Annotated in this window: 19 protein-coding genes; 13 read left to right on the forward strand and 6 right to left on the reverse strand. The window is 64.5% G+C overall.

Annotated features, from left to right (window positions below):
• Positions 1 to 13 precede the first annotated feature (13 nt).
• The 3 genes from BMW49_RS16760 to BMW49_RS16770 all read right to left on the reverse strand — a co-directional run bounded on the left by BMW49_RS16760 (position 14) and on the right by BMW49_RS16770 (position 5,183).
• Positions 14 to 718, reverse strand: a complete 705-nt coding sequence (locus BMW49_RS16760) for a 3'-5' exonuclease (protein WP_069519328.1) — start codon at positions 716 to 718, stop codon at positions 14 to 16.
• Entirely contained in the window at positions 715 to 2,646 is a 1,932-nt protein-coding gene (locus BMW49_RS16765; protein ID WP_069519327.1) for a putative nucleotidyltransferase substrate binding domain-containing protein, read from the reverse strand. Before BMW49_RS16765 ends, BMW49_RS16760 begins: the two co-directional genes overlap by 4 nt.
• A gap of 359 nt (positions 2,647 to 3,005) precedes the next feature.
• Complete coding sequence (locus tag BMW49_RS16770; RefSeq protein WP_069519326.1) at positions 3,006 to 5,183, reverse strand: malate synthase G; 2,178 nt, start codon at positions 5,181 to 5,183, stop codon at positions 3,006 to 3,008.
• A 251-nt stretch (positions 5,184 to 5,434) separates the two neighbouring features.
• On the opposite strand from BMW49_RS16770, the gene BMW49_RS16775 reads away from it, so the two are divergent.
• Together BMW49_RS16775 and BMW49_RS16780 are read left to right on the forward strand one after the other, a co-directional pair.
• Positions 5,435 to 5,887 carry a GNAT family N-acetyltransferase gene (locus tag BMW49_RS16775; protein WP_069519325.1) on the forward strand — a complete coding sequence of 151 codons (453 nt, stop codon included), beginning with the start codon at positions 5,435 to 5,437 and terminating at the stop codon, positions 5,885 to 5,887.
• Positions 5,888 to 5,897: 10 nt separating this feature from the next.
• Positions 5,898 to 6,416 (forward strand): glycine cleavage system transcriptional repressor, encoded by a 519-nt coding sequence (locus BMW49_RS16780; protein ID WP_069519324.1) that lies wholly within the window; start codon positions 5,898 to 5,900, stop codon positions 6,414 to 6,416.
• Positions 6,417 to 6,635: 219 nt separating this feature from the next.
• Here BMW49_RS16780 and rarD read toward each other — a convergent pair whose 3' ends face one another.
• From rarD to BMW49_RS16795, 3 genes are all read right to left on the reverse strand, one after another.
• Entirely contained in the window at positions 6,636 to 7,523 is an 888-nt protein-coding gene (gene rarD / locus BMW49_RS16785; protein WP_069519323.1) for an EamA family transporter RarD, read from the reverse strand.
• A gap of 205 nt (positions 7,524 to 7,728) precedes the next feature.
• Positions 7,729 to 8,703 carry a serine/threonine protein kinase gene (locus tag BMW49_RS16790; protein WP_069519322.1) on the reverse strand — a complete coding sequence of 325 codons (975 nt, stop codon included), beginning with the start codon at positions 8,701 to 8,703 and terminating at the stop codon, positions 7,729 to 7,731.
• 56 nt (positions 8,704 to 8,759) lie between these two features.
• Complete coding sequence (locus BMW49_RS16795) at positions 8,760 to 9,494, reverse strand: ComF family protein (protein ID WP_069519321.1); 735 nt, start codon at positions 9,492 to 9,494, stop codon at positions 8,760 to 8,762.
• Between the two features lie 86 nt (positions 9,495 to 9,580).
• On the opposite strand from BMW49_RS16795, the gene bioB reads away from it, so the two are divergent.
• The 11 genes from bioB (at position 9,581) to BMW49_RS16850 (ending at position 22,684) form a co-directional block, all read left to right on the forward strand.
• Complete coding sequence (gene bioB / locus BMW49_RS16800; RefSeq protein ID WP_069519320.1) at positions 9,581 to 10,636, forward strand: biotin synthase BioB; 1,056 nt, start codon at positions 9,581 to 9,583, stop codon at positions 10,634 to 10,636.
• A 52-nt stretch (positions 10,637 to 10,688) separates the two neighbouring features.
• Positions 10,689 to 11,870 carry an 8-amino-7-oxononanoate synthase gene (gene bioF / locus BMW49_RS16805; RefSeq protein WP_069519319.1) on the forward strand — a complete coding sequence of 394 codons (1,182 nt, stop codon included), beginning with the start codon at positions 10,689 to 10,691 and terminating at the stop codon, positions 11,868 to 11,870.
• On the forward strand, positions 11,863 to 12,594 hold the full coding sequence (locus BMW49_RS16810; RefSeq protein WP_069519318.1) for an alpha/beta fold hydrolase: 732 nt from the start codon (positions 11,863 to 11,865) through the stop codon (positions 12,592 to 12,594). Before bioF ends, BMW49_RS16810 begins: the two co-directional genes overlap by 8 nt.
• Positions 12,587 to 13,459 (forward strand): malonyl-ACP O-methyltransferase BioC, encoded by an 873-nt coding sequence (gene bioC, locus BMW49_RS16815; RefSeq protein ID WP_083251757.1) that lies wholly within the window; start codon positions 12,587 to 12,589, stop codon positions 13,457 to 13,459. The genes BMW49_RS16810 and bioC overlap by 8 nt, the downstream gene beginning before the upstream one ends.
• Before the next feature lies 1 nt (position 13,460).
• Entirely contained in the window at positions 13,461 to 14,144 is a 684-nt protein-coding gene (gene bioD / locus BMW49_RS16820; RefSeq protein WP_069519317.1) for a dethiobiotin synthase, read from the forward strand.
• A gap of 93 nt (positions 14,145 to 14,237) precedes the next feature.
• The gene (locus BMW49_RS16825) at positions 14,238 to 14,537 is read left to right on the forward strand and encodes a hypothetical protein (protein WP_069519316.1); all 300 of its coding nucleotides are present in this window, start codon (positions 14,238 to 14,240) and stop codon (positions 14,535 to 14,537) included.
• 30 nt (positions 14,538 to 14,567) lie between these two features.
• Entirely contained in the window at positions 14,568 to 15,287 is a 720-nt protein-coding gene (locus tag BMW49_RS16830) for a putative metalloprotease CJM1_0395 family protein (RefSeq protein ID WP_069519315.1), read from the forward strand.
• A gap of 306 nt (positions 15,288 to 15,593) precedes the next feature.
• Positions 15,594 to 17,399, forward strand: a complete 1,806-nt coding sequence (locus BMW49_RS16835) for a phenylacyl-CoA dehydrogenase (RefSeq protein ID WP_069519314.1) — start codon at positions 15,594 to 15,596, stop codon at positions 17,397 to 17,399.
• A gap of 149 nt (positions 17,400 to 17,548) precedes the next feature.
• Positions 17,549 to 18,826 (forward strand): GGDEF domain-containing protein, encoded by a 1,278-nt coding sequence (locus tag BMW49_RS16840; protein WP_069519313.1) that lies wholly within the window; start codon positions 17,549 to 17,551, stop codon positions 18,824 to 18,826.
• 117 nt (positions 18,827 to 18,943) lie between these two features.
• Positions 18,944 to 20,740, forward strand: coding sequence for an acyl-CoA dehydrogenase C-terminal domain-containing protein (locus BMW49_RS16845; RefSeq protein WP_069519312.1), 1,797 nt, complete (start codon positions 18,944 to 18,946; stop codon positions 20,738 to 20,740).
• Positions 20,741 to 20,905: 165 nt separating this feature from the next.
• Positions 20,906 to 22,684 (forward strand): acyl-CoA dehydrogenase C-terminal domain-containing protein, encoded by a 1,779-nt coding sequence (locus BMW49_RS16850; RefSeq protein ID WP_069519311.1) that lies wholly within the window; start codon positions 20,906 to 20,908, stop codon positions 22,682 to 22,684.
• Positions 22,685 to 23,177: the final 493 nt, after the last annotated feature.

Raw genomic sequence — 23,177 nt, forward strand, 5'->3', positions numbered from 1 at the left:
CCTAGATCGACTGCTAGATCGAATGGGCGCGCTGGCGACGTCGGCTATTGAGCTGCTGTTGCAGCGCCGGCAGGCTGTCGATACCTTGCTGGCGCGCCTTGCTGAACAGAATCAGCGCCAGTTCGGCGGTCACCAGGGCGTCGGCGCTGGCGTGGTGGCGCTGCAGCACTTGCAGGCCGAAGTGCTGGGTCCAGCCGTCGAGCCCATGCAGGTTTGGGCTGGCCTTGGGGCACAGCAGCGGTGCGATCTCGGCGACATCGAAAAACCCATGTTGCAGGCGGTAGCCCAGGCTCTGCTTGAGGGCGCGGGCGAGCATGCGCTGGTCGAACTCGGCATGGAACGCCAGCAGCGGGCTGTCGCCGACGAACTCCATAAACGCCAGCAGCGCTTCGGCCGGTTCCTCGCCCTTGGCGATCTCGCTGGGGGCGATGCCGTGGATCAGGGTGCTGGCACTGGCCTGATGGCCGTCGCGCTGCAGGGTGCACTCGAAGAGCTGGCCAAGGTCGATGGCGCCGTTGTCGATCACCACGGCGCCAATCGACAGCACCTGGTCGCGGCGCATGTTCAGGCCGGTGGTTTCCAGATCGAGGACGACAAAGCGCTGTTGCTGCAGCGGTCGCTCGTCAAGGGTTGAGGTCTCGGCCAGCTGTTGCCGGCGCTCGATTTGTTGCTCGGTCAGCGCGGGACTGCGTCCGCTGAACCAGGTAAAGGTGCTCATAGCTGGTACCTCGTGGCCAGGCTGCTTTGCAGCCGTTGCGCCTGCCGGAAGGACTCCCGCAGGATGCGCCGATCCAGGTGGTTGAGGTTGTCCGGGTCGACCCGGTTGGAATAGGGCTGGGCGCTGCGCGCCTGCAACTGGTGTTGCTGCATGCGCGCCTGCTGAATGTAGTGGTAGGCCTCTTCATAGGCGGCGCCATCCAGCGCCTCGATCACCCCTTGCTGCACCAGCGCGCGCAGGCGCTCCAGGGTATTGCAGGCGCCGATACCGTGGGCCAGGGCGAGCAGGCGGGCGCCGTCGACAAAGGGCGTAAGGCCCTGCACCTTGAGGTCCAGGGTGTCTTTTTCCGCGCCTTTGCGCGCCACCACGAAGTCGCGAAACATGCCCACCGGCGGGCGTTGGCGCAGGGCGTTCTCGGCCAGCATGCGCTGGAACAGGCTGTTGCCTGACACCTGTTGCAGCAAACCTATGCGCAATTGTTCACAGCCCTGGGTCTCGCCCCACACGGCGCGCAGGTCGAAATAGATGCTCGAGGCCAGCAGGTTTTCCGGCGTGGCCTGCTGCACAAACGAGTTGAAGCGCTGCGCCCATTCCTGGCGCGACAGGCACAGCTCGGGGTTGCCGGCCATGATGTTGCCCTTGCACAGAGTAAAGTCGCAGGTGGCCAGGCGCCGGTTGATCTCCTGAGCCAGGGGCAGCAGACGCCCGCGAATGGCCGCCGCTTCGGCGGCGTTGGCGGCCTCGAACAGAATGCCGTTGTCCTGGTCGGTGTGCAGGGTCTGCTCGCTGCGCCCCTCGCTGCCGAACACCAGCCAGGTGAAGGGCACGCCGGGGTCACCCAGGTCTTCCAGGGTCAGCTCGATCACCCGGCAGACGGTGTGGTCGTTGAGCAGGGTGATCAGTTGGGTGATCTGCGTCGAGCTGGCGCCGTGGGCGAGCATGCTGTCGACCAGTTGGCGCACGTCACCGCGCAGCGCCGCCAGGGTTTCCACCCGTCCGGCATGGCGGATGGTGCGCGCCAGGTGCACCAGGTCGACGCGCTGCAGGCTGAACAGGTCGCGTTCGGAGACCACACCGCAGAGCTGCTCGTTTTCCACCAGGCAGACATGGGCGATGTGCCGCTCGGTCATGGCAATGGCCGCATCGAAGGCGCTGGCATCCGGCGCCAGGTGGAACGGCGACTGGGTCATCAGGCTGTCGATGGGCTGGTCCATGGCGCTGCCGTCGGCGACGGCGCGGCGCAGGTCTCGCAGGGTGAAAATGCCCAGTGGCTTGCGCCCGGCATCGACGATTACCACGCTGCCAACGTGCTGCTCGTGCATCAGCTTGACCGCCTCGCGCAGCGGCGTGCCAGGCGCACAGCTGATGGGTTGGCGCATCGCCAGATCGCGCAGGCGGGTGTCCAGCGAATATTGCGCGCCCAGGGTTTCCACGGCGCGCAGCTGAACCTGCTGGTTGACCTGATCGAGCAGGCTGCTGACCCCGCGCAGGGCGAAGTCGCGCAGGGCATTGGACTGGGCAAACAACTTGATAAAGATGGCGCGCGGCAGCAGCAGGCAGAAGGTGTCTTCGGCGGCCAGGTGCTCGGTGCGGGTGGCGCGCTCACCAATCAGCGCGGCGAGCGGGAAGCACTCGCCGGTGGTGATCTCGAAGGTAGTCTCGGTGCCGCGCCGCGCCGAGTGCGGACGTTCGCCATGCACGCGGCCCTGCTTGACGATAAAGAAGTGTTCCACCGGGCCGTCGGTCGGTTTGATGATGGTTTCGCCTTCGCCATAGAAACGCAGCTGGCAGTTCTCTACCAGGTAGGCGAGATGGGCCATGTCCATCTGATTGAACGGCGGAAACTTCTGCAAGAACTCCACGGTGCCGTGAATGTTCTGCAGCACGGCCGTCTTACCAGCCTGGGCGAAGTCATCTGCTTTGCTCATGGCGCGTTCTCGAGTTGCTCGCAGGTGTGCAGTGTCCAGGCGCCGGAGTGTCCTGACCATTGCACCTAAGTAGGGGCGCGTGGTGAGCCTAGACCCTTTGGCGGCTTGCGGCCATGAGGGCTAGGTGTCGCAACTTCTGCGGCGCATTCAAGATCTATCGCGAATAAATTCGCTCCTACAGGAGATCGGCGTGCCACTCAGGCTTGCGGCTTAGTTCGAGCGCAGCGACACCCGGGGCGGAGGGTTAAACAGACCTTGTGGAGCGAAGGTGGCGCCTACAGGGGGAGTATTCGTTAACTGGGAAATCGCCATAAAAAAACCACCCCGAAGGGCGGTTTTTATTCTTGCAAGGCTGCGGATTACAGGCCGTTGGCGGCTTTGAACTCGCGGCGGCGGCGGTGCAGGACTGGTTCGGTGTAGCCGTTGGGCTGCTTGGCGCCTTCGATCACCAACTCCAGGGCGGCCTGGAAGGCGATGTTGCTGTCGAAGTCCGGTGCCAGTGGGCGGTACAGCGGGTCGCCTGCGTTCTGCCGGTCGACCACCGGGGCCATGCGCTTGAGGCTGGCGACGATCTGCTCCTCGGTGGCAATGCCGTGGCGCAGCCAGTTGGCCAGCAGTTGGCTGGAGATGCGCAGGGTGGCGCGGTCTTCCATCAGGCCGATGTCGTTGATGTCCGGCACCTTGGAGCAGCCGACGCCCTGGTCGATCCAGCGCACCACGTAGCCGAGGATGCCCTGGGAATTGTTGTCCAGTTCGTTCTGGATTTCCTCGGCCGACCAGTTGCTGTTGGCAGCCAGCGGGATGCGCAGGATGTCGTCCACCGAGGCCGGGGTGCGGCTGGCCAATTCGGCCTGGCGGGCGAACACGTCGACCTTGTGGTAGTGCAGCGCGTGCAGCGCAGCGGCGGTGGGCGAGGGGACCCAGGCGGTGTTGGCGCCGGCCAGCGGGTGAGCGATTTTCTGTTCGAGCATGGCGGCCATCAGGTCGGGCATGGCCCACATGCCTTTGCCGATCTGCGCGCGACCTGCCAGGCCACAGACCAGGCCGACGTCGACGTTGTTGTTTTCATAGGCGCTGATCCAGGTCTCGCCCTTCATCGCGGCCTTGCGCACTACAGCGCCGGCTTCCATGGAGGTGTGGATCTCGTCGCCGGTGCGGTCGAGGAAGCCGGTGTTGATAAATACCACGCGCTCGCTGGCGGCCTGGATGCAGGCTTTCAGGTTGACCGTGGTGCGCCGCTCTTCGTCCATGATGCCGACTTTCAGGGTGTTACGTGCCAGGCCGAGAACGTCTTCGACACGGGCGAAGATTTCGCTGGTGAAGGCGACTTCTTCCGGGCCGTGCATCTTCGGTTTGACGATATAGACGCTGCCGGTGCGGGTGTTCTTGCGGCTGGTGTTGCCCTTGAGGTTGTGGATCGCGGCCAGGCTGGTGAACAGCGCGTCGAGAATCCCCTCGGGGGTTTCATTGCCCTGGGCATCGAGGATCGCCGGGTTGGTCATCAGGTGGCCGACGTTACGCACGAACAGCAGGCTGCGCCCGTGCAGGGTCAGCTCGCCGCCGGCCGGAGTCTGGTAGACGCGGTCCGGGTTCATGGTGCGGGTAAAGGTTTCACCGCCCTTGGTTACGCTTTCGGCCAGGTCGCCCTTCATCAGGCCCAGCCAGTTGCGGTAGATCAGGGTCTTGTCGTCGGCATCGACGGCGGCGACCGAGTCTTCGCAGTCCATGATGGTGGTCAGCGCGGCTTCCATCAGCACGTCTTTGACGCCGGCGGCGTCGGTGCTGCCAATCGGGCTGCTGGCGTCGATCTGAATCTCGAAGTGCAGGCCGTTGTGCTTGAGCAGTAGCGCATTCGGCGCGCTGGCCTCGCCCTGGTAGCCGAGCAGTTGGGCGTCGTCGAGCAGGCCGCTGTTGCTGCCGCCTTTGAGGCTGACCACCAGCTTGCCGGCTTCGATGCGATAACCCGTGGAGTCGACATGGGAGGCGGCGGCCAGGGGCGCGGCCTCGTCGAGGAAGGCGCGGGCAAAGGCGATGACCTTGTCGCCACGCACCTTGTTGTAGCCACGGCCCTTCTCGGCGCCGCCGTCTTCGCTGATGGCGTCGGTGCCGTAGAGGGCATCGTACAGCGAGCCCCAGCGGGCGTTGGAGGCGTTCAGCGCAAAGCGCGCGTTCATCACCGGCACTACCAGCTGCGGGCCGGCCATGCGGGCGATTTCTTCGTCGACGTTGCCGGTGCTGACCTGGAAATCAGCCGGCTGCGGCAGCAGGTAGCCGATTTCCTGCAGGAAGGCTTTGTAGGCGGCCGCGTCGTGGGCCTGGCCGGCGCGGGCCTGGTGCCAGGCGTCGATCTGCGCTTGCAACTGGTCACGCTTGGCGAGCAGCGCGCGGTTCTTCGGTGCCAGGTCGTTGAGCACGGCTTCGGCGCCGGCCCAGAAGGCCTCGGCACTGACGCCAGTCCCAGGGATGGCTTCGTTGTTCACGAAGTCGAACAGCACTTTGGCGACCTGCAGGCCACCGACTTGAACGCGCTCAGTCATCACTTGCCTCACTCTCTGTTCTGCTCTACGAATAGCCGTATCGGACCGGAATGCATTCTTGTAGTCCACGGCGCGGCATACTACATCAAGCTATTTGGAAAATCAGCGGATGCGCGTCAAACGGCGACCCGATTGCCTGATCTGGTCACGCGGCCATTTTTTGCAGTTGCGTGAATCGAAGATTGTTCCAGATTGACTCATGAATTGCATACAGTTTTATGGCTGCCTACCACCCTTTGGGAGTGCCTGCGATGCCCGTACGCCAAGCCACCGTGAACGACCTTGATGCTCTGGTGCCGCTGTTCGGCGCCTATCTGCAGTTCTATCAGGTGCCGCGTTCGCCCGCCGAGGTGCGTGAATTTCTCGAGGCGCGTTTACGTCAGGGCGACTCGCAGCTGCTACTCGGTGAGGATGAGCAGGGCCAGGCCCAGGGCTTCGTCCAGCTTTACCCCTACTTTGCCTCCCTGGCGTTACAGCCGGCCTGGTTGCTCAGTGATCTTTATGTCAGCCCAGAGCAGCGCCGCCTGGGCCTCGGTGCTGCGTTGATGAATGCAGCCCGTGCCCATGCCGAACGTACCGGCGCCTGCGGCCTGCAACTGGAAACCGCGCGCGACAACCTGGCCGGGCAGGCGCTTTACGAACGATTGGGGTATGTTCGCGATCAACAGTTCTATACCTACTGGCTCGGATTGCCCGAGCGCTAAGGAGCACGACATGGATCATCTGGTATTGACGATTATTGCCGACGACCAGCCCGGTCTGGTGGAACGGGTGGCCCAGTGCGTCAATGCGCAGGGCGGCAACTGGCTGGAGAGCCGTCTGGCACGCATGGCCGGGCAGTTCGCCGGGATCGTCCGCGTGGAGGTGCCGGCAGACAAGCATGCGGGCCTGGTCGCGGACCTGGAGGCTTTGAACCGTCAGGGCATCCGTGTGCTGTTCGCTGCCGGCGGGACGGAGCCGGCGCGGACCTGGACGCCGATCCTGCTCGACCTGGTGGGCAATGACCGGCCGGGCATCGTACGTGACATCAGCCGCCTGCTGGCCGAACTGGGGGTCAACCTGGAGAGCCTGGACACCGACGTGTCGCCAGCGCCCATGAGCAGCGACCTGCTGTTTCACGCCGAAGCGCGCCTGGCCCTGCCGCCGACGGTGAGCCTGGAAGCTCTGCAGACGCGTCTCGAAGCGCTGGCCGATGACCTGATGGTCGAGCTCAACCTGCGTCCCGAAGGCTGAGCAGATATCCCCGGGGCAGGTGGATCAGCCTGTGGATAAGCTGAGGGTGTTCGCGGCAGGCCCAGGCGCCACCTGCCTTGGCGGGTGATGGTTGTTTTTTGCACAGGTGGCGCGGTTTTATTCACCCCGGCCGGGGATGAACCTGTGGATAACCCTGGGATCAGTGGCCACGCCCTACGCCGGGCAAGGTATGCCACCGATTGAGTGATTTTTGTACAGTCAGCCGCGACGGCGTAACGTTATCCAGGCGTCCACGCTGTACAGCGCCAGGCCCGCCCAGATAAAGATAAACGACAGCAGCCGGGCCGGGTCGAGGTGCTCGTCAAAGACGAACACCGCCAGCAGCAGCACCAGCGTCGGCGCGATGTACTGCAAAAAGCCTAGGGTGGTGTAGGGCAGGTGGCGCGCCGCGGCGTTGAAGCACACCAGCGGAATCAGCGTGATCGGCCCGGCTGCCATCAGCCAGAGCGCATCGCTGGTGCTCCAGAACGCCGGTTGCGCACTCATGGCGGCCGGGTGCAGGAGTATCCAGCCGATGGCCAAGGGCAACAGCAGCCAGGTTTCCACCACCAGCCCCGGCAGCGCCGCTACCGGCGCCTGTTTGCGGATCAGGCCGTAGAAGGCGAACGTCAGCGCCAGCACCAGCGACACCCAGGGCAGGCTGCCGACCTGCCACAGCTGTTGCAGCACCCCCAGCGCCGCCAGGCCCACGGCCAGCCACTGCAGGCGGCGCAAGCGCTCGCCGAGAATCAGCATGCCCAGCAGCACATTGACCAGCGGGTTGATGTAGTAGCCCAGGCTGGCTTCGAGCATGCGCCCGCTGTTGACGGCCCAGACATACACCAGCCAGTTGGTGGCGATCAGCAGGCCGCAACCGGCCAGTACCAGCAAACGCTTGGGGTTGTCGCGCAAGTCGCGCCACCAGCCGGGGTGCTTCCACAACGCCAACAGGGCCGCCCCGAATAGCGCCGACCAGAGCGCGCGATGGACGATGATCTCCAGCGCCGGGACGCTTTGCATGGCTTTGAAGTACAGGGGGAACAGGCCCCAGATGATGTAGGCGCTAAGGCCGAGGATATACCCGCGTTGCGGGTTGGCGGTGGCCATGCAGAGTCCTTGCTTGGGCAACGAGCGAAAGCGGCGAATTCTAGTCCCGAGAGGGTGGGTTTGTCTGGTGGTTCAGGTTTTTCCGCGGCGCCAGAACGACTGTAGGAGCGAATTTATTCGCGAAGCTATCGCCGTCATCGCGAATAAAGGCTAGGCGCCCCCTTCGCGCCTACACGCCCGCAACAGCCCATTGGGACATGGCCGTTTAGAACAGCCGCAGCGGCTCTTCATCCAGCGCCGACAGTTGCTCGCGCAGGATCAGGATCTGTTCGCCCCAGTAACGTTCACTGCCGAACCAGGGAAAGCTGATGGGGAACGCCGGGTCGTCCCAGCGCCGCGCCAGCCAGGCGCTGTAGTGCATCAGGCGCAGGCTGCGCAGGCCTTCGATCAGCGGCAGCTCGCGCGGGTTGAAGTCGTGGAACTCCTGATAGCCCTCCACCAGCTCGGCTATCTGGCCCAGACGCTCGTGACGATCGCCGGCGAGCATCATCCACAAATCCTGAATCGCCGGGCCCATGCGGCAATCGTCGAGGTCGACCATATGAAAGGTCTCGTCACGGCACAGCAGGTTGCCGGGGTGGCAGTCGCCGTGCAGGCGGATGGCCTGCACCGGGTGCGCGGCAAACAGGCTGTCGAGGCGTTTGAGCACATCGCGGGCGACCGACTCGTAGGCCGGCAGCAGGCTGCGCGGCACGAAGTTGCCTTCCAGCAGGGTGGCCAGGGACGCGTGGCCGAAGTTGTCCACTCGCAGCGATTCGCGATGGGCGAACGGGCGCAGCGAACCGACCGCATGCAGGCGCCCGAGCAATTGGCCGAGGCGATACAGCTGATCCAGGTTGCCCGGCTCCGGCGCCCGGCCACCCCGCCGGGGGAACAGGGCAAAGCGAAAGCCGGCATGCTCGAACAGCGTCTCGCCATCGCGCACCAGGGGCGCTACCACCGGCACCTCGCACTCGGCCAGCTCGAAGGTGAACTGATGCTCCTCGCGAATCGCCGCGTCGCTCCAGCGGTCCGGGCGATAGAACTTGGCGATCAGCGGCGTCTCGTCCTCGATGCCGACCTGATAGACGCGGTTCTCGTAACTATTGAGGGCCAGCACGCGGGCATCACTGAGGTAACCGATGCTTTCCACGGCATCCAGCACCAGGTCGGGCGTGAGTGCGGCGAAGGGATGGGACATGGTCGACTCCAGTCAGATGGCCGCCGAGTGTACCGCGTTCGGCCATGCCCTGCGGCTCAGTCGCCTGGCTTGGGTGTGCGCGCCAGGCAGTAGACGTCCACCCGCACCGCGCCCTGGCGTTTGAGCAGGCGCGCCAGGGTTTGCGCGGTGGCACCGGTGGTCAGCACGTCGTCGACCAGGGCGATATGCAGCCCGCGCACAGCCGCCTCTGGGGCCAGGGTAAAGGCCTGGCGCAGGTTACGCCGACGGGTGGCGGCGTCGAGTTGCTGCTGGGCGGGGGTGTCCAGCACGCGGCGCAGCCAGGTGGTGTGCTCGGGCAAACTGAGTGACTGGCTCAGCCAGCGGCTGAGCAGTTGCGCCTGGTTGAAGCCGCGTTGGCGTTCCCGGCGCGCGGCCAGGGGCACGGGCAGCAGCGCGTGTGGGCGCGGCAGGCCATCGGCAAAGGCGTGGGCCAGGTGCTGGGCCAGCAGCACGCCGAGCAGGTGGCCGAGGGGCCAGTTGGCCTGGTGCTTGAAGCGGGTGATCAGGCTGTCGATGGGGAAGGCGTAGCGCCACGGCGCCTCTACATGGTCGAACGCGGGTGGGCGTTTCAGGCAGCTGCCGCAGGTCAGGCCGCTGACCGGCAGCGGCAGGGCGCAGTGCTGGCAGCGCCCGTCGAGCCAGGGCAAGTCGGCCTCGCAGGCGCTGCACAGGGCATGGGGCGTATCGGTGGTCTCGTCGCAGAGCAAACAGCTCTGTTTGCTTTTTAACCAGTTGTAGACTTTGAAAAAGTTGCCAGGTTGACAGTGCATGCGCCTTCCTTAACTATGCCGAACATCCGTGTTCTGCCTGCCACCCTAAGCCCTGTGGCAAGCCGTTGCCTAATAAGGAATAGCCCATGAGCGCCACCGCCGCCCACATGCGTCATGACTGGACCCTCGCCGAGGTCAAGGCGCTCTTCGAGCAACCCTTCAACGACCTGCTGTTCCAGGCGCAGACCGTGCACCGCCAGCATTTCGATGCCAACCGTGTACAGGTCTCGACCCTGCTGTCGATCAAGACCGGCGCCTGCCCGGAAGACTGCAAATACTGCCCGCAATCCGGCCACTACAACACCGGTCTGGAAAAGGAAAAACTGCTGGAAGTGCAGAAGGTTCTAGAAGCCGCCGCCGAGGCCAAGGCCATCGGCTCCACCCGCTTCTGCATGGGCGCGGCCTGGAAACACCCGTCGGCCAAGGACATGCCCTATGTGCTGAAAATGGTCGAGGGCGTCAAAGCCCTGGGCCTGGAAACCTGCATGACCCTGGGCAAGCTGGACAAGGAGCAGACCCAGGCCCTGGCCGCTGCCGGTCTGGACTACTACAACCACAACCTGGACACCTCGCCGGAGTTCTACGGCAATATCATCACCACTCGCACCTACGCCGAGCGCCTGGAAACCCTGGCCCATGTGCGTGATTCGGGGATGAAGATCTGCTCCGGCGGCATCCTCGGCATGGGCGAGTCGCTGGACGACCGCGCCGGCCTGCTGATCCAGCTGGCCAACCTGCCGGAGCATCCGGAGTCGGTGCCGATCAATATGCTGGTGAAGGTGCAGGGCACACCGCTGGCCGATGAGCAGGACGTCGATCCGTTCGACTTTATCCGCATGCTCGCCGTCGCGCGGATCATGATGCCGCAGTCCCATGTGCGCCTGTCCGCCGGCCGCGAGGCGATGAACGAGCAGATGCAGGCCCTGGCGTTCTTCGCCGGCGCCAACTCGATCTTCTACGGCGAAAAACTGCTGACCACCGCCAACCCCCAGGCCGGCAAGGACATGCAGCTGTTCGCCCGCCTCGGCATCAAGCCGGAAGAGCGCCAGGAGCATGCCGATGAAGTGCACCAGGCGGCCATCGAGCAGGCCCTGGTCGAGCAGCGCGATTCCAAGCTGTTCTATAACGCCGCTTCGGCTTGATCCGTTGATCTGATGTAGGCGCGAATTTATTCGCGCCTACAGGTGTTCTGCCATGCCTTTCGATTTATCCGCCCGCCTTGCCGAGCGCCGCGCCGCCAACCTGTATCGCCAACGGCCGTTGCTGGAGTCCCCACAAGGGCCGTTGGTGCAGGTCGATGGCCGGCAACTGCTGGCGTTCTGTTCCAACGACTACCTGGGCCTGGCCAATCACCCGCAGGTCATCGAGGCCTGGCAGGCCGGTGCCAGCCGTTGGGGTGTCGGCGGCGGCGCCTCGCATTTGGTGATCGGCCACAGCACGCCGCATCACGAGCTTGAAGAGGCCCTGGCCGAATTCACCGGGCGGCCGCGCGCGCTGCTGTTTTCCACCGGCTATATGGCCAATCTGGGCGCGGTGACCGCGTTGGTCGGGCAGGGCGACAGCGTGCTGGAAGACCGCCTCAACCACGCCTCCTTGCTGGATGCCGGCCTGCTCAGCAGCGCGCGCTTCTCGCGCTACCTGCATAACGATGCCGTCAGCCTGGCCAACCGTCTGCGCAAGGCCAGCGGCAACACCCTGGTGGTGACCGATGGGGTGTTCAGCATGGATGGCGATCTGGCCAATCTGCCGGCCCTGTGTGCCGAGGCCAAGGCCCGTCAGGCCTGGGTGATGGTCGACGACGCCCATGGCTTCGGCCCGCTCGGTGCCAGCGGTGGCGGCATCGTCGAGCACTTCGGCCTGGGCATGGACGATGTGCAGGTGCTGGTCGGCACCCTGGGCAAGGCCTTTGGCACAGCGGGTGCTTTTGTCGCCGGCAGCGAAGCGTTGATCGACACCCTGGTGCAGTTTGCCCGGCCCTATATCTACACCACCAGCCAGCCGCCGGCCCTGGCCTGCGCCACCCTGAAAAGCCTGGAGTTGCTGCGCAGCGAGCACTGGCGGCGCGAGCATCTACAGACGCTGATCACACGTTTCCGCGAAGGCGCCCGGGCCATCGGCCTAGAGCTGATGGACAGCGCCACGCCGATCCAGCCGATCCTGATCGGCGACAGTGGCCGCGCCCTGCAGCTGTCGCATCTGCTGCGTGAGCGCGGCCTGCTGGTCACCGCGATTCGCCCGCCCACCGTGCCGGCCGGCAGCGCGCGCCTGCGTGTGACCCTGTCCGCCGCCCATAGCCTGGAGCAGCTGGAGTTGCTGCTCGAAGCCCTGGCCGAGTGCTGGCCGCTGCTGGCGGAGGAGGGCGTGGCGTATGGCTGATCGGCTGATTCTGCTGCCCGGCTGGGGCCTGGGCACGGCGCCGTTGCAACCCCTGACCGAGGCCCTGCGCGGCCTTGATCCTCACCTGCAGGTGCAAGTCGAGCCGCTGCCTGTAGTGAATTCCAACGACCCGGCCGACTGGTTGGACGCCCTGGACGCCAGTGTGCCGCAAGATGCCTGGCTTGGCGGCTGGTCCCTCGGCGGCATGCTCGCCACCGCGCTCGCCGCACGCCGTGGAGGGCGCTGTCGCGGGCTGCTGACCCTGGCCAGCAACGCCTGCTTTGTGGCCCGTGACGCGTGGCCGCAGGCGATGCCAGCGGACACCTTTGTGGGCTTTTACCAAGGCTGCGAGGCAAATGTCGACGCCACGCTCAAGCGTTTCGCCATGCTCTGCGCCCAGGGCAGCTTAGACGCGCGCGGCCTGTCACGGCAGCTGCAGGCCCATCTGCTGCTAAGCGATGAGGCCTCAGCGCTGGCAGGTCTTCGGGTCCTGGCGGCTATCGACAATCGCGCGGCGCTGCGTGGCTTTGCCGGGCCGCAGCAGCATCTGCTCGCCGAACAGGACGCCCTGGTGCCCGCTGCGGTCAGTGATGCGCTGGTGGCGCTGCTGCCGACGGGGGAAGTGGATGTGCTGGAAGGCTGCGGCCATGCCTTGGTGCTGGAGCAGGCCGATACCCTGGCCGCGCTGATGCTCGATTTTATCCGCGAGGCCAGCGATGTCTGAGCTGAGTAGGGTGCGCCGTGCGCACCAGTTACCTGAGTCCCACGGTGCGCACGGCGCACCCTACGCCGACGCGCAGCAGTACACGGGCCTGCCGGACAAGCGTCAGGTGGCGGCATCGTTTTCCCGTGCCGCGCACAGCTATGACAGCGTGGCGGCCCTGCAGCGTAGGGTCGGCGAGCACTTGCTGGCGCAGCTGCCGGCCTCGATCAGCCCTGCGCGTTGGCTCGATCTGGGCTGCGGTACGGGCTATTTCAGCCGTGCCCTGGGCGAGCGCTTCCTCGCCAGTCAGGGCGTGGCCCTGGATATCGCCGAAGGCATGCTGCAGCACGCCCGGCCACTGGGCGGCGCGCAGCAGTTTATCGCCGGTGATGCCGAGCGCTTGCCGCTGCGCGATGCGTCCTGCGACCTGCTGTTCTCCAGCCTGGCACTGCAGTGGTGTGCGGACTTTTCTGCGGTGCTCAGCGAAGCCAGGCGCGTGCTGCGCCCAGGTGGCGTGCTGGCCTTTAGCAGCCTGTGCGTGGGCACCCTGCAGGAGCTGCGTGACAGCTGGCAGGCGGTGGATGGCTTTGTTCATGTCAATCGCTTCCGCCGTTTCGAGGATTATCAGCGTCTGTGCGCCGACAGCGGCCTGACGCGTTTGAGCCTGCAGACCACTGCGCAGGTTCTGCACTACCCGGATCTGCGCAGCCTGACCCATGAGCTCAAAGCCCTGGGCGCGCACAACCTCAACCCCGGTCGCCCCGGCGGCCTGACCGGTCGGGCGCGCATGCTGGCGCTGCTCACGGCCTATGAACAGTTCCGTCAGCCGCAAGGCTTGCCTGCGACCTACCAGGTGGTCTACGGCGTACTGCGTAAAGAGGATTGAAATGAGCGCGGCTTTTTTCGTTACCGGCACTGATACCGAGATCGGCAAGACCACCATCGCTGCCGGCCTGCTGCACGCCGCCCGGCAGCGCGGGCTGTCGACCGCCGCTGCCAAACCGGTGGCCTCCGGGTGCGTGATGAGTGCCGACGGCCTGCGCAACGATGACGCCCTGGCCCTGCTCGGCGAATGCACCCTGACGCTGCGCTACGAGGAGGTCAACCCGTTGGCATTCGCGCCGGCCATCGCCCCCCATCTGGCCGCCCGTGAGGCCGGTGTGGTGCTGGATGTAGCGGCGCTGCAGGGCCCGGTGCAGCGGGTGCTCGACAAGGACGCCGACTTCACCCTGGTCGAAGGCGCAGGTGGCTGGCGGGTGCCACTGGCTGGCACGGCCACGCTGTCCGACCTGGTGATCAGCCTGCAACTGCCGGTGATTCTGGTAGTGGGAGTACGCCTGGGCTGCATCAATCAGGCACTGTTGACCGCCGAGGCGATCGCCCGCGACGGTTTGCTGTTGGCCGGCTGGGTGGGCAATGTGGTCGACCCGCACACCGCGCGCCTGGAGGAGAACCTGGCGACTCTCGCCGAGCGCCTGCCCGCGCCCTGCCTGGGGCGAGTGCCGCGGCTGGCCGCTGCAACCCCGGAACTGGTCGCCGGTTATCTCGACTTGAGTGCCTTAGTGATATAAGCAGGCGCTTAGCCATAGCCTTTTGCTTGTACGTTTTTTGAGCAAAATCTGCTTCAATGGTTGTACATACGTTTCCCTTCACGGGAGTGAGTCATGGATAGCATCGGTAGTGCCTTCAATTCAGGCATCAGCACCATTCAGTCCGGCCAGCGTCGCGTTGACCAGGCCGCCCTTTCGATTGCCGGCGCGCCTGCCAATACACCGCCTTCGCCGGTACAGACCCCGCCTCAACAGCAGGTCAATGCCAGCACCGCCAATGACCCGACCACGCGCCCCGATCTGGCAGAAAGCCTGGTCGAACTGCGTATCGGGCAGAATCAGGCCGAAGCAGGCGCCCGTGTAGTGAAGACGGCCGACGATCTGCTCGGCACGATGATCGACACCACGGCCTAAGTCGCTCGCGACTGTTCAGGAGCGCGCCTGATGCAGATTGGCGCCAGTCTTGCCCTTTCCCCGTATCCCCTGCGGGCAGCGCCTGCGTCTGCCTCGCCGGTGTCTTCGGCTGAGCAACCGCTCGCTGCCCAAGAGGCGGTTACCACGCCTGTGACCGAACAGGCCGCGCAAAGTGAGTCCCCCGGCGCGGATGATGATCCGGCGCAGCGCCAGGGCCAGGCGCTTGCCGAAAAAAACGACAGCAGCCAACAACGCGTTGAGCAACTGGAGATCGCTGCATTGTCGCGCACCGATCAGGAGGTGCGCGCCCACGAGCAGGCTCACGCGGCAGTCGGTGGCGCCTATGCCGGTTCGCCGAGCTACACCTACACCCGCGGTCCCGATGGCAAGCGTTACGCGGTGTCTGGCGAAGTCAGCATCGACACCGGCAGCGTGCCGGGCGACCCCGAAGCGACGCTGCGCAAGATGCAGGTGGTGATCCGCGCGGCCCTCGCCCCGGCTGAGCCGTCGGGCCAGGATCGCCAAGTGGCCGCCCAGGCGCAGATCAAGCTGGCGGAGGCGAGGGTTGATATGGCCGCGCAGCAGCGCGAGGCAGATGCCACCGAGCCAGATAGTGACGAAGCGGATGCGGATGCAGAGGACGAGTCAGTCACTGACGGCCCGTCTGCCACCGCCCAGGCTGGCCTGGCCACTTATCAACAAATCGGCAGCCCGCCATCCACTGCCGCCCAGCTAAACCTGATCGCCTGAGCTGAACCCTGCATCCTGACGGGCCATGGGCCTTCTGGCTCAGCGTAAGACCCTTATCTTGCCTATCAGCGTCCGGCCCTCTGCGGCTCGCGACTATATGACTACCGCCTCCCGTAATCCTTTGTCGCACATGGTCGTCGGGGCTGATGAGTTTGGGCGCTTGACAATGCAGGGGCGTAAACGTATGTTTCAAACGCCTGTTTGATTGCTCGATTGCTACGCTTGTAGACACTGCAGTCGAGTAGCTGCAAACGACCGATATTTCGGTCCACCCCATATAAGAGTCCACCGCAGAGGTTAACCGCTATGCCTGATTACAAGGCCCCCTTGCGTGATATTCGCTTCGTTCGTGACGAGTTGCTCGGCTACGAAGCGCACTATCAGAGCCTGCCTGGCTGCCAAGACGCCACCCCCGACATGGTCGACGCCATCCTCGAGGAAGGCGCCAAGTTCTGTGAGCAGGTGCTCTCTCCGCTGAACCGTGTGGGTGACACCGAAGGCTGCACCTGGACCGCCGAAGGCGTGAAAACCCCGACCGGTTTCAAGGAAGCCTACCAACAGTTCGTCGAAGGCGGCTGGCCGAGCCTGGCCCATGACGTTGAGCACGGCGGTCAGGGCCTGCCTGAGTCGCTGGGCCTGGCGGTCAGCGAAATGGTCGGCACCGCCAACTGGTCCTGGGGCATGTACCCCGGCCTGTCGCACGGCTGCATGAACACCATCGCCGAGCACGGCACCGACGAGCACAAGCACACCTACCTGAGCAAACTGGTATCGGGTCAGTGGACCGGCACCATGTGCCTGACCGAGCCGCATTGCGGCACCGACCTGGGCATGCTGCGCACCAAGGCCGACCCCCAGGCCGACGGCAGCTACAAGCTCAATGGCACCAAGATCTTCATTTCCTCCGGTGACCACGACATGGCCGAGAACATCGTCCATATCGTCCTGGCGCGTCTGCCCGATGCACCGGCCGGCACCAAGGGGATTTCCCTGTTTATCGTGCCGAAGTTCCTGCCCAACGCCGACGGCGAAGTGGGCGCGCGCAACACCGTGACCTGCGGCTCCATCGAGCACAAGATGGGTATCCATGGTAACGCCACCTGCGTGATGAACTTCGACGGCGCCACCGGCTTTTTGATCGGCCCGCCGAACAAAGGCCTGAACTGCATGTTCACCTTTATGAACACTGCACGTCTGGGTACTGCTCTGCAGGGCCTGGCCCACGCTGAGCTGGGCTTCCAGGGCGGCCTGAAATACGCCCGTGAGCGTCTGCAGATGCGTTCGCTGACTGGCCCGAAAGCACCGGACAAGCCGGCTGACCCGATCATCGTCCACCCGGACGTGCGTCGCATGCTGTTGACCATGAAGGCCTTTGCCGAAGGCAACCGCGCGATGGTGTACTTCACCGCCAAGCAGGTCGACATCGTCAAATACAGCCAGGACGAAGCCGAGAAGCAAGCCGCCGATGCGCTGCTGGCCTTCCTCACGCCGATCGCCAAAGCCTTTATGACCGAAGTGGGTTTCGAAGCCGCTTCCCATGGCATGCAGATCTACGGTGGCCACGGCTTTATCTCCGAGTGGGGCATGGAGCAGAACCTGCGCGACTGCCGCATCTCCATGATGTACGAAGGCACCACCGGCATTCAGGCCCTCGACCTGCTCGGCCGTAAAGTGCTGATGACCCAGGGCGAAGCGCTCAAGGGCTTCACCAAGATCGTGCACAAGTTCTGCCAGACCAACGAAGGCAACGCCGACGTCGCCGAGTTCGTCGCGCCACTGGCCAAGCTGAACAAGGAGTGGGGCGAGCTGACCATGAAGATCGGCATGGCGGCCATGAAGGACCGTGAGGAAGTCGGCGCGGCATCGGTCGACTACCTGATGTACTCCGGCTACGCCTGCCTGGCCTACTTCTGGGCCGACATGGCCCGCCTGGCTGCCGAGAAGCTGGCTGCCGGTACTGACGACGCGGCGTTCTACACCGCCAAGCTGCAGACCGCGCGCTTCTACTTCGGGCGCATCCTGCCGCGTACCCGCATGCATGTTGAAGCCATCCTCTCGGGTGCCAACAACCTGATGGATATGCAGGAAGAGAACTTCGCGCTGGGTTACTAACAGCCGCTGCTGTACCAAGAACCGCTGCCTCGGCAGCGGTTTTTTTATGCGCCGGCGAACGGTCGCTGAAAGTGCGCGCTTGGTCGATGCCAAGGCGCTGCGAAGCAGGCAGAATGCCAGCCTGAATGCCGTGCCCTATTCGGAGCCCTATGTCGCGCCTTGCCGCTGTGCGCCTGAGCCACTTCCTGCCGTCCGTGTTGCTGCTCGGCGGTGCGCTGCTGGCTGGCAGCCTGGTACAGCTCAACGACTTCTTCACGGCACTGTTCAATGTCCTGCCCACGCTGTTGCTGTTGCTCGGCGGCACCTTCTGCCTGGTCTATGGCCGTCAGCGCGAGCTGTTCCTGTTGCTGGTGCTCTACGGCGCTTACTACGTGCTCGACACCCAGCTCGACCACTACCGGGCGCAGGGCCAGGTTCGTGCGGATGCGGCGCTGGTGTTCCACCTCAGTAGCCTGCTGTTGCCGCTGCTGTATGGGTTGTATGCGCTGTGGCAGGAGCGCACCCATCTGGTTCAGGACCTGGTCGCTCGCGCCGCCGTATTGCTGGCAGTGGCGGCCCTCAGTGTGGCGCTGGCCGAGCGCTACCCAGAGGCGCTGACCCAGTGGCTGGTCACGATTCGCTGGCCCAGCCTGCACGGCCAGTGGATGAGCCTGGTGCAACTGGCCTATCCGTTGTTCGCCCTTGCGCTGCTGGGCATGCTGGTGCAGTACCTGCGCACGCCACGGCCGCTGCATGCAGCGCAGATTCTCGGGCTGTGTGGCGTGCTGTGGATGCTGCCGAAAATCTTTCTGCTGCCCTTCGCCCTGCATGTGGTCAGCAGCCTGGTGATGCTGATGCTGGTGGCCGCTGTGGCCCATGAGGCCTACCAAATGGCCTTTCGCGACGAGCTCACCGGGCTGCCGGGGCGCCGCGCGCTGAATGAGCGCCTGCAACGCCTGGGGCGCAGCTACGTGATCGCCATGGCCGACGTGGACCACTTCAAGAAATTCAACGACACCCATGGTCACGATGTCGGCGACCAGGTGCTGCGTGTGGTCGCCGCACAACTGCGCAAGGTCGGCGGCGGTGGACGCGCCTACCGCTACGGCGGCGAGGAATTCACTCTGGTATTCCCCGGTCGCACCCTGGAGCAGTGCCTGCCTTATCTGGAGCAGGTGCGCCAGGCGATTCAGGACTATCCATTGCAGTTGCGCGACAAGCACAGCCGCCCCCAGGACGACCTGCAGGGCCGGCAGAAGCGCGCCGGCAGTGGCGCCAGCCAGGTGTCGGTGACCATCAGCATCGGCGTCGCCGAGCGTGGTGAGGCGCGCCAGCCCGAGGCGGTGATCAAGGCCGCCGACAAGGCCCTCTACAGCGCCAAGAGTGCCGGGCGCAATTGCGTGCGCAGCCAGGGCCAGGGGCGTGGGGCCGTGCGCATACGGCACTGACCAAGCTGGTTTATGGCGCCGCATTCAGCGCACGCACAGTCGTTGTTCTGCCAGGCGCAGAGGTACAGGCTCGGGGTCTACCTTCGCGCCTTGCGCGCCTGATAACGGAGAACGATCATGCCTGACTACAAGGCCCCGCTGCGCGACACGCGTTTTTTGATCAGCGACGTATTCGACTTTCCCGGCAGCTATGCCGCCATCGGCGCCCATGATGCGACGCCGGACATGGTGGAGGCGATTCTCGAGGAGGGCGCCAAGTTCTGCGAGCAGGTGCTGGCACCGCTCAACCGCAGCGGTGATGAAGAGGGCTGCCAGTTCGACAACGGCGTGGTGACCACGCCTAAGGGTTTCAAGGAAGCCTTTGCCCAGTACGTCGAAGGCGGCTGGAATGGCCTCGCCGCCGACCCGACCTACGGCGGCCAAGGCCTGCCGCATTCGCTGGGCCTGCTGATCAGCGAAATGGTCGGCGCCAGCAACACCTCCTGGGGCATGTACCCCGGCCTGACCCACGGCGCCATGTCGGCGATCCACGCCCACGGCAGCGAAGCGCAGAAACAGACCTATCTGACCGCGCTCACCGAAGGCCGCTGGACCGGCACCATGTGCCTGACCGAGCCGCAGTGCGGCACCGACCTGGGCATCATCAAGACCCGCGCCGTGCCCCAGGCCGACGGCAGCTACGCGATCAGCGGCACGAAGATCTTTATCTCCGCCGGCGAGCACGACCTGAGCGAAAACATCGTCCATCTGGTGCTGGCCAAGCTGCCGGATGCGCCTGCGGGCACCAAAGGCATCTCGCTGTTTATCGTGCCCAAGTTCCTGCCCACGGCCACGGGCGAGGTGGGCGCGCGCAACAGCCTGAGCTGCGGCTCCATCGAACACAAAATGGGCATCAAGGCCTCAGCCACCTGCGTGATGAACTTTGACGAGGCCACCGGTTTTCTTATCGGTGAGCCGAACAAGGGCCTCAATTGCATGTTCACCATGATGAACCATGCACGCCTCGGCACCGGGATGCAGGGCCTGTGCCTGGGGGAGGTGAGCTACCAGGGCGCGTTGCGCTACGCCAACGACCGCCTGCAGATGCGCGCCCTGACCGGTGCCAAGGCGCCGGACAAAGTTGCCGACCCGATCATCGTGCACCCCGACGTGCGCCGTATGCTGCTGACCATGAAAGCGCTCAACGAGGGCAATCGCGCCCTGGCCTATTTCACTGCGCAACTGATCGACCAGGCCCACGGTGCCGCTGAGGCCGAACAGCGCGCCGAGGCGGAAGGCCTGCTGGCGCTGCTGACGCCCATCTGCAAAGCCTTTATGACCGAGAGCGGGCTGGAGGTGACCAACCTGGGCATGCAGGTGTACGGCGGCCATGGCTATATCCGCGAGTGGGGCATGGAGCAGCTTGTTCGCGATTGCCGCATCGCCCTGATTTACGAAGGTACCAACGGCATTCAGGCCCTCGACCTGCTCGGGCGCAAGGTGTTGGGTAGCCAGGGCAAGCTGCTGCGCGGCTTCACCAAAATCGTCCATAAATTCTGCGAAGCCCAGGGCGCACATCCGCAGTTGGCTGCACAGGTGGCCGAGCTGGCGACGCTCAACCGCCAGTGGGGTGAGTTGACCCAGCGTATCGGCATGGCGGCGATGAACAATCCCGATGAAGTTGGTGCTGCGTCGGTCGACTACCTGATGTTCTCCGGCTACGTGATCCTGGCGTATTTCTGGCTGCGCATGGCGGTGGTGGCGCAGGCGCAATTGGACGCTGGCAGCGGCGATGCGGCGTTTTACCAGGCCAAACTCGCGACCTGCGCGTTTTACTTCAAGCGCGTGCTGCCGCGCACCGCGGCGCACCTGGCGGCAGCCGATGCCGGTAGTGACTGCATGATGGCGTTGCCGGCCGCGCACTTCGGCGTTTGACCGTTCGTCGGCTTTTAGGGGCCCGCTTCGGCGGGCCTTTTACGTTCAATGCACTGGAACACTTTATGGTTTGCCGGTCACAACGCGACCCTATGTGTCTTAAAAGTTGTTCGGGTAGACTCTGGGCACTGCAGCAAATCCGCTGGTTCGTTCGAGGATAGGTTCATGGCTGACTACAAGGCTCCGCTGCGCGACATGCGCTTCGTACTCAATGAAGTATTCGAGGTTTCCAAGCTGTGGGCCCAGTTGCCGGCCCTGGCCGAGGTGGTGGATGAAGACACCGCCAGCGCTATTCTCGAAGAAGCCGGCAAGGTTGCTGCTGGCAGCATCGCGCCGCTCAACCGCAGCGGCGACGAAGAAGGCTGCAGCTGGCACGAGGGGGCCGTACGTACCCCGGCCGGCTTTGTCGAGGCCTACCGCACCTACGCCGAAGGCGGCTGGGTAGGCGTGGGCGGCGACCCGGAGTTTGGCGGCATGGGCATGCCCAAGGTGATCGGCGCCCAGGTCGAGGAGCTGGTCAACTCGGCCAACCTGTCGTTCGGCCTGTACCCGATGCTGACTGCCGGCGCCTGCCTGTCGATCCTCAACCACGCCAGCGAAGAGCTGAAGGCGCAGTACCTGCCGAACATGTACGCCGGCGTCTGGGCAGGCTCCATGTGCCTGACCGAGCCCCACGCCGGCACCGACCTGGGCATCATCCGCACCAAGGCCGAACCCCAGGCCGACGGCAGCTACAAGATTTCCGGCACCAAGATCTTTATCACCGGCGGCGAGCACGACCTGACCGAGAACATTATCCACCTGGTGCTGGCCAAGCTGCCCGACGCGCCGGCTGGCCCGAAAGGTATTTCGCTGTTTCTGGTGCCCAAGGTCATGGTCAATGCCGACGGCTCCCTGGGTGAGCGCAATGCCCTGAGCTGCGGCTCCATCGAACACAAGATGGGTATCAAGGCCTCGGCCACCTGCGTGATGAACTTCGACGGCGCCACCGGCTGGATCGTCGATGCGCCGAACAAGGGCCTGGCCGCCATGTTCACCATGATGAACTACGAGCGTCTGGGCGTCGGTATTCAGGGCCTGGCCCTCGGTGAGCGCAGCTACCAGAGCGCGGTCGAATACGCCCGTGAGCGCATCCAGAGCCGCGCGCCAACCGGCCCGCAGGCCAAGGACAAAGCCGCTGACCCGATCATCGTGCACCCCGACGTGCGGCGCATGCTGCTGACCATGAAGGCGCTGAACGAGGGCGGGCGTGCCTTCTCCAGCTATGTGGCGATGCAGCTGGATACCGCCAAGTACAGTGAAGATGCCGCCACCCGCAAGCGCGCCGATGAACTGGTCGCGCTGCTGACCCCGGTGGCCAAGGCCTTCCTCACCGACATGGCGCTGGAAACCACCGTGCATGGGCAGCAGATTTTCGGCGGCCATGGCTTTATCCGCGAGTGGGGCCAGGAACAGCTGGTGCGCGACTGCCGTATTACCCAGATCTACGAAGGCACCAACGGCATCCAGGCCCTCGACCTGGTCGGCCGTAAAGTGGTCGGCAGCGGCGGGGCGTTCTACCAACACTTCGCTGACGAGATCAAAGCCTTCACCGACAGCGCCGACGCCTCGCTGGCCGAGTTCGTCAATCCGCTGAAAGATGCCATCGCCAATCTGGAGCTGATGACCAGCGATCTGCTGGAGCGCGCCAAGGCCAACCCGAATGAAGTCGGCGCTGCCTCGGTCGAGTACCTGCAGGTGTTCGGCTACACCGCCTACGCCTACATGTGGGCACTGATGGCGCGCACCGCCCTGGCCAAGCAGGATCAGGACGACTTCTACGTCAGCAAGCTGGGCACCGCGCGGTTCTTCTTTGCGCGCCTGTTGCCGCGCATCCATTCCCTGACCGCTTCGGTTAAAGCCGGCAGTGAGTCGTTGTACCTGCTGGATGCTGCACAGTTCTAACCGCGCTGCAGTCAACCCAAGCCCCGGCCTAAACAGCCGGGGCTTTTTTGTGCCGCTGCGCTGCTGAAGGCGCGCAAGCCTGTTGTAGGGTGCGCCGCGCGCACCAAGGCCCCGTGGCTGCTGCGGTGCGCACGGCGCACCCTACAAAGCCATGCCTTCACTCGCCAGTGCTGATGCTGGCGGATTTTATGTATATACATTAGCGCCATGCATTCGCATGGGCCTGTGCGTGCTGGACGCTGCCGTTGGTTTGCCGCTGAACAGCCATCCCGGTGTATGCCTTAGCCCTTGGATATGACGGTTGTTGCGTGGCGGTCATTCTTTGCTGACGAATGGGGTTGACGGCAAGTGGGTCGAATTTTATTGTATATACAATTTGGTTCAAAGAGCGTTTCATATCCTCGTTTGCTCTGCGCCTGCTTTGGCGCGAGCCGTGCATCTTCGGGGGTGGCGACGCTGGCTGGGACATGTTGCTGCGCAAGGGCGTGACTGC

Source organism: Pseudomonas cuatrocienegasensis, assembly GCF_900110925.1.
GTDB lineage: Bacteria > Pseudomonadota > Gammaproteobacteria > Pseudomonadales > Pseudomonadaceae > Aquipseudomonas > Aquipseudomonas cuatrocienegasensis.

What these genes read in the sequence shown, in the direction of transcription:
- BMW49_RS16760 (WP_069519328.1), bottom strand. Translation starts at nt 718, where the DNA reads ATGAGCACCTTTACCTGGTTCAGCGGACGCAGTCCCGCGCTGACCGAG.
- BMW49_RS16765 (WP_069519327.1), bottom strand. Translation starts at nt 2,646, where the DNA reads ATGAGCAAAGCAGATGACTTCGCCCAGGCTGGTAAGACGGCCGTGCTG.
- BMW49_RS16770 (WP_069519326.1), bottom strand. Translation starts at nt 5,183, where the DNA reads ATGACTGAGCGCGTTCAAGTCGGTGGCCTGCAGGTCGCCAAAGTGCTG.
- BMW49_RS16775 (WP_069519325.1), top strand. Translation starts at nt 5,435, where the DNA reads ATGCCCGTACGCCAAGCCACCGTGAACGACCTTGATGCTCTGGTGCCG.
- BMW49_RS16780 (WP_069519324.1), top strand. Translation starts at nt 5,898, where the DNA reads ATGGATCATCTGGTATTGACGATTATTGCCGACGACCAGCCCGGTCTG.
- rarD (WP_069519323.1), bottom strand. Translation starts at nt 7,523, where the DNA reads ATGGCCACCGCCAACCCGCAACGCGGGTATATCCTCGGCCTTAGCGCC.
- BMW49_RS16790 (WP_069519322.1), bottom strand. Translation starts at nt 8,703, where the DNA reads ATGTCCCATCCCTTCGCCGCACTCACGCCCGACCTGGTGCTGGATGCC.
- BMW49_RS16795 (WP_069519321.1), bottom strand. Translation starts at nt 9,494, where the DNA reads ATGCACTGTCAACCTGGCAACTTTTTCAAAGTCTACAACTGGTTAAAA.
- bioB (WP_069519320.1), top strand. Translation starts at nt 9,581, where the DNA reads ATGAGCGCCACCGCCGCCCACATGCGTCATGACTGGACCCTCGCCGAG.
- bioF (WP_069519319.1), top strand. Translation starts at nt 10,689, where the DNA reads ATGCCTTTCGATTTATCCGCCCGCCTTGCCGAGCGCCGCGCCGCCAAC.
- BMW49_RS16810 (WP_069519318.1), top strand. Translation starts at nt 11,863, where the DNA reads ATGGCTGATCGGCTGATTCTGCTGCCCGGCTGGGGCCTGGGCACGGCG.
- bioC (WP_083251757.1), top strand. Translation starts at nt 12,587, where the DNA reads ATGTCTGAGCTGAGTAGGGTGCGCCGTGCGCACCAGTTACCTGAGTCC.
- bioD (WP_069519317.1), top strand. Translation starts at nt 13,461, where the DNA reads ATGAGCGCGGCTTTTTTCGTTACCGGCACTGATACCGAGATCGGCAAG.
- BMW49_RS16825 (WP_069519316.1), top strand. Translation starts at nt 14,238, where the DNA reads ATGGATAGCATCGGTAGTGCCTTCAATTCAGGCATCAGCACCATTCAG.
- BMW49_RS16830 (WP_069519315.1), top strand. Translation starts at nt 14,568, where the DNA reads ATGCAGATTGGCGCCAGTCTTGCCCTTTCCCCGTATCCCCTGCGGGCA.
- BMW49_RS16835 (WP_069519314.1), top strand. Translation starts at nt 15,594, where the DNA reads ATGCCTGATTACAAGGCCCCCTTGCGTGATATTCGCTTCGTTCGTGAC.
- BMW49_RS16840 (WP_069519313.1), top strand. Translation starts at nt 17,549, where the DNA reads ATGTCGCGCCTTGCCGCTGTGCGCCTGAGCCACTTCCTGCCGTCCGTG.
- BMW49_RS16845 (WP_069519312.1), top strand. Translation starts at nt 18,944, where the DNA reads ATGCCTGACTACAAGGCCCCGCTGCGCGACACGCGTTTTTTGATCAGC.
- BMW49_RS16850 (WP_069519311.1), top strand. Translation starts at nt 20,906, where the DNA reads ATGGCTGACTACAAGGCTCCGCTGCGCGACATGCGCTTCGTACTCAAT.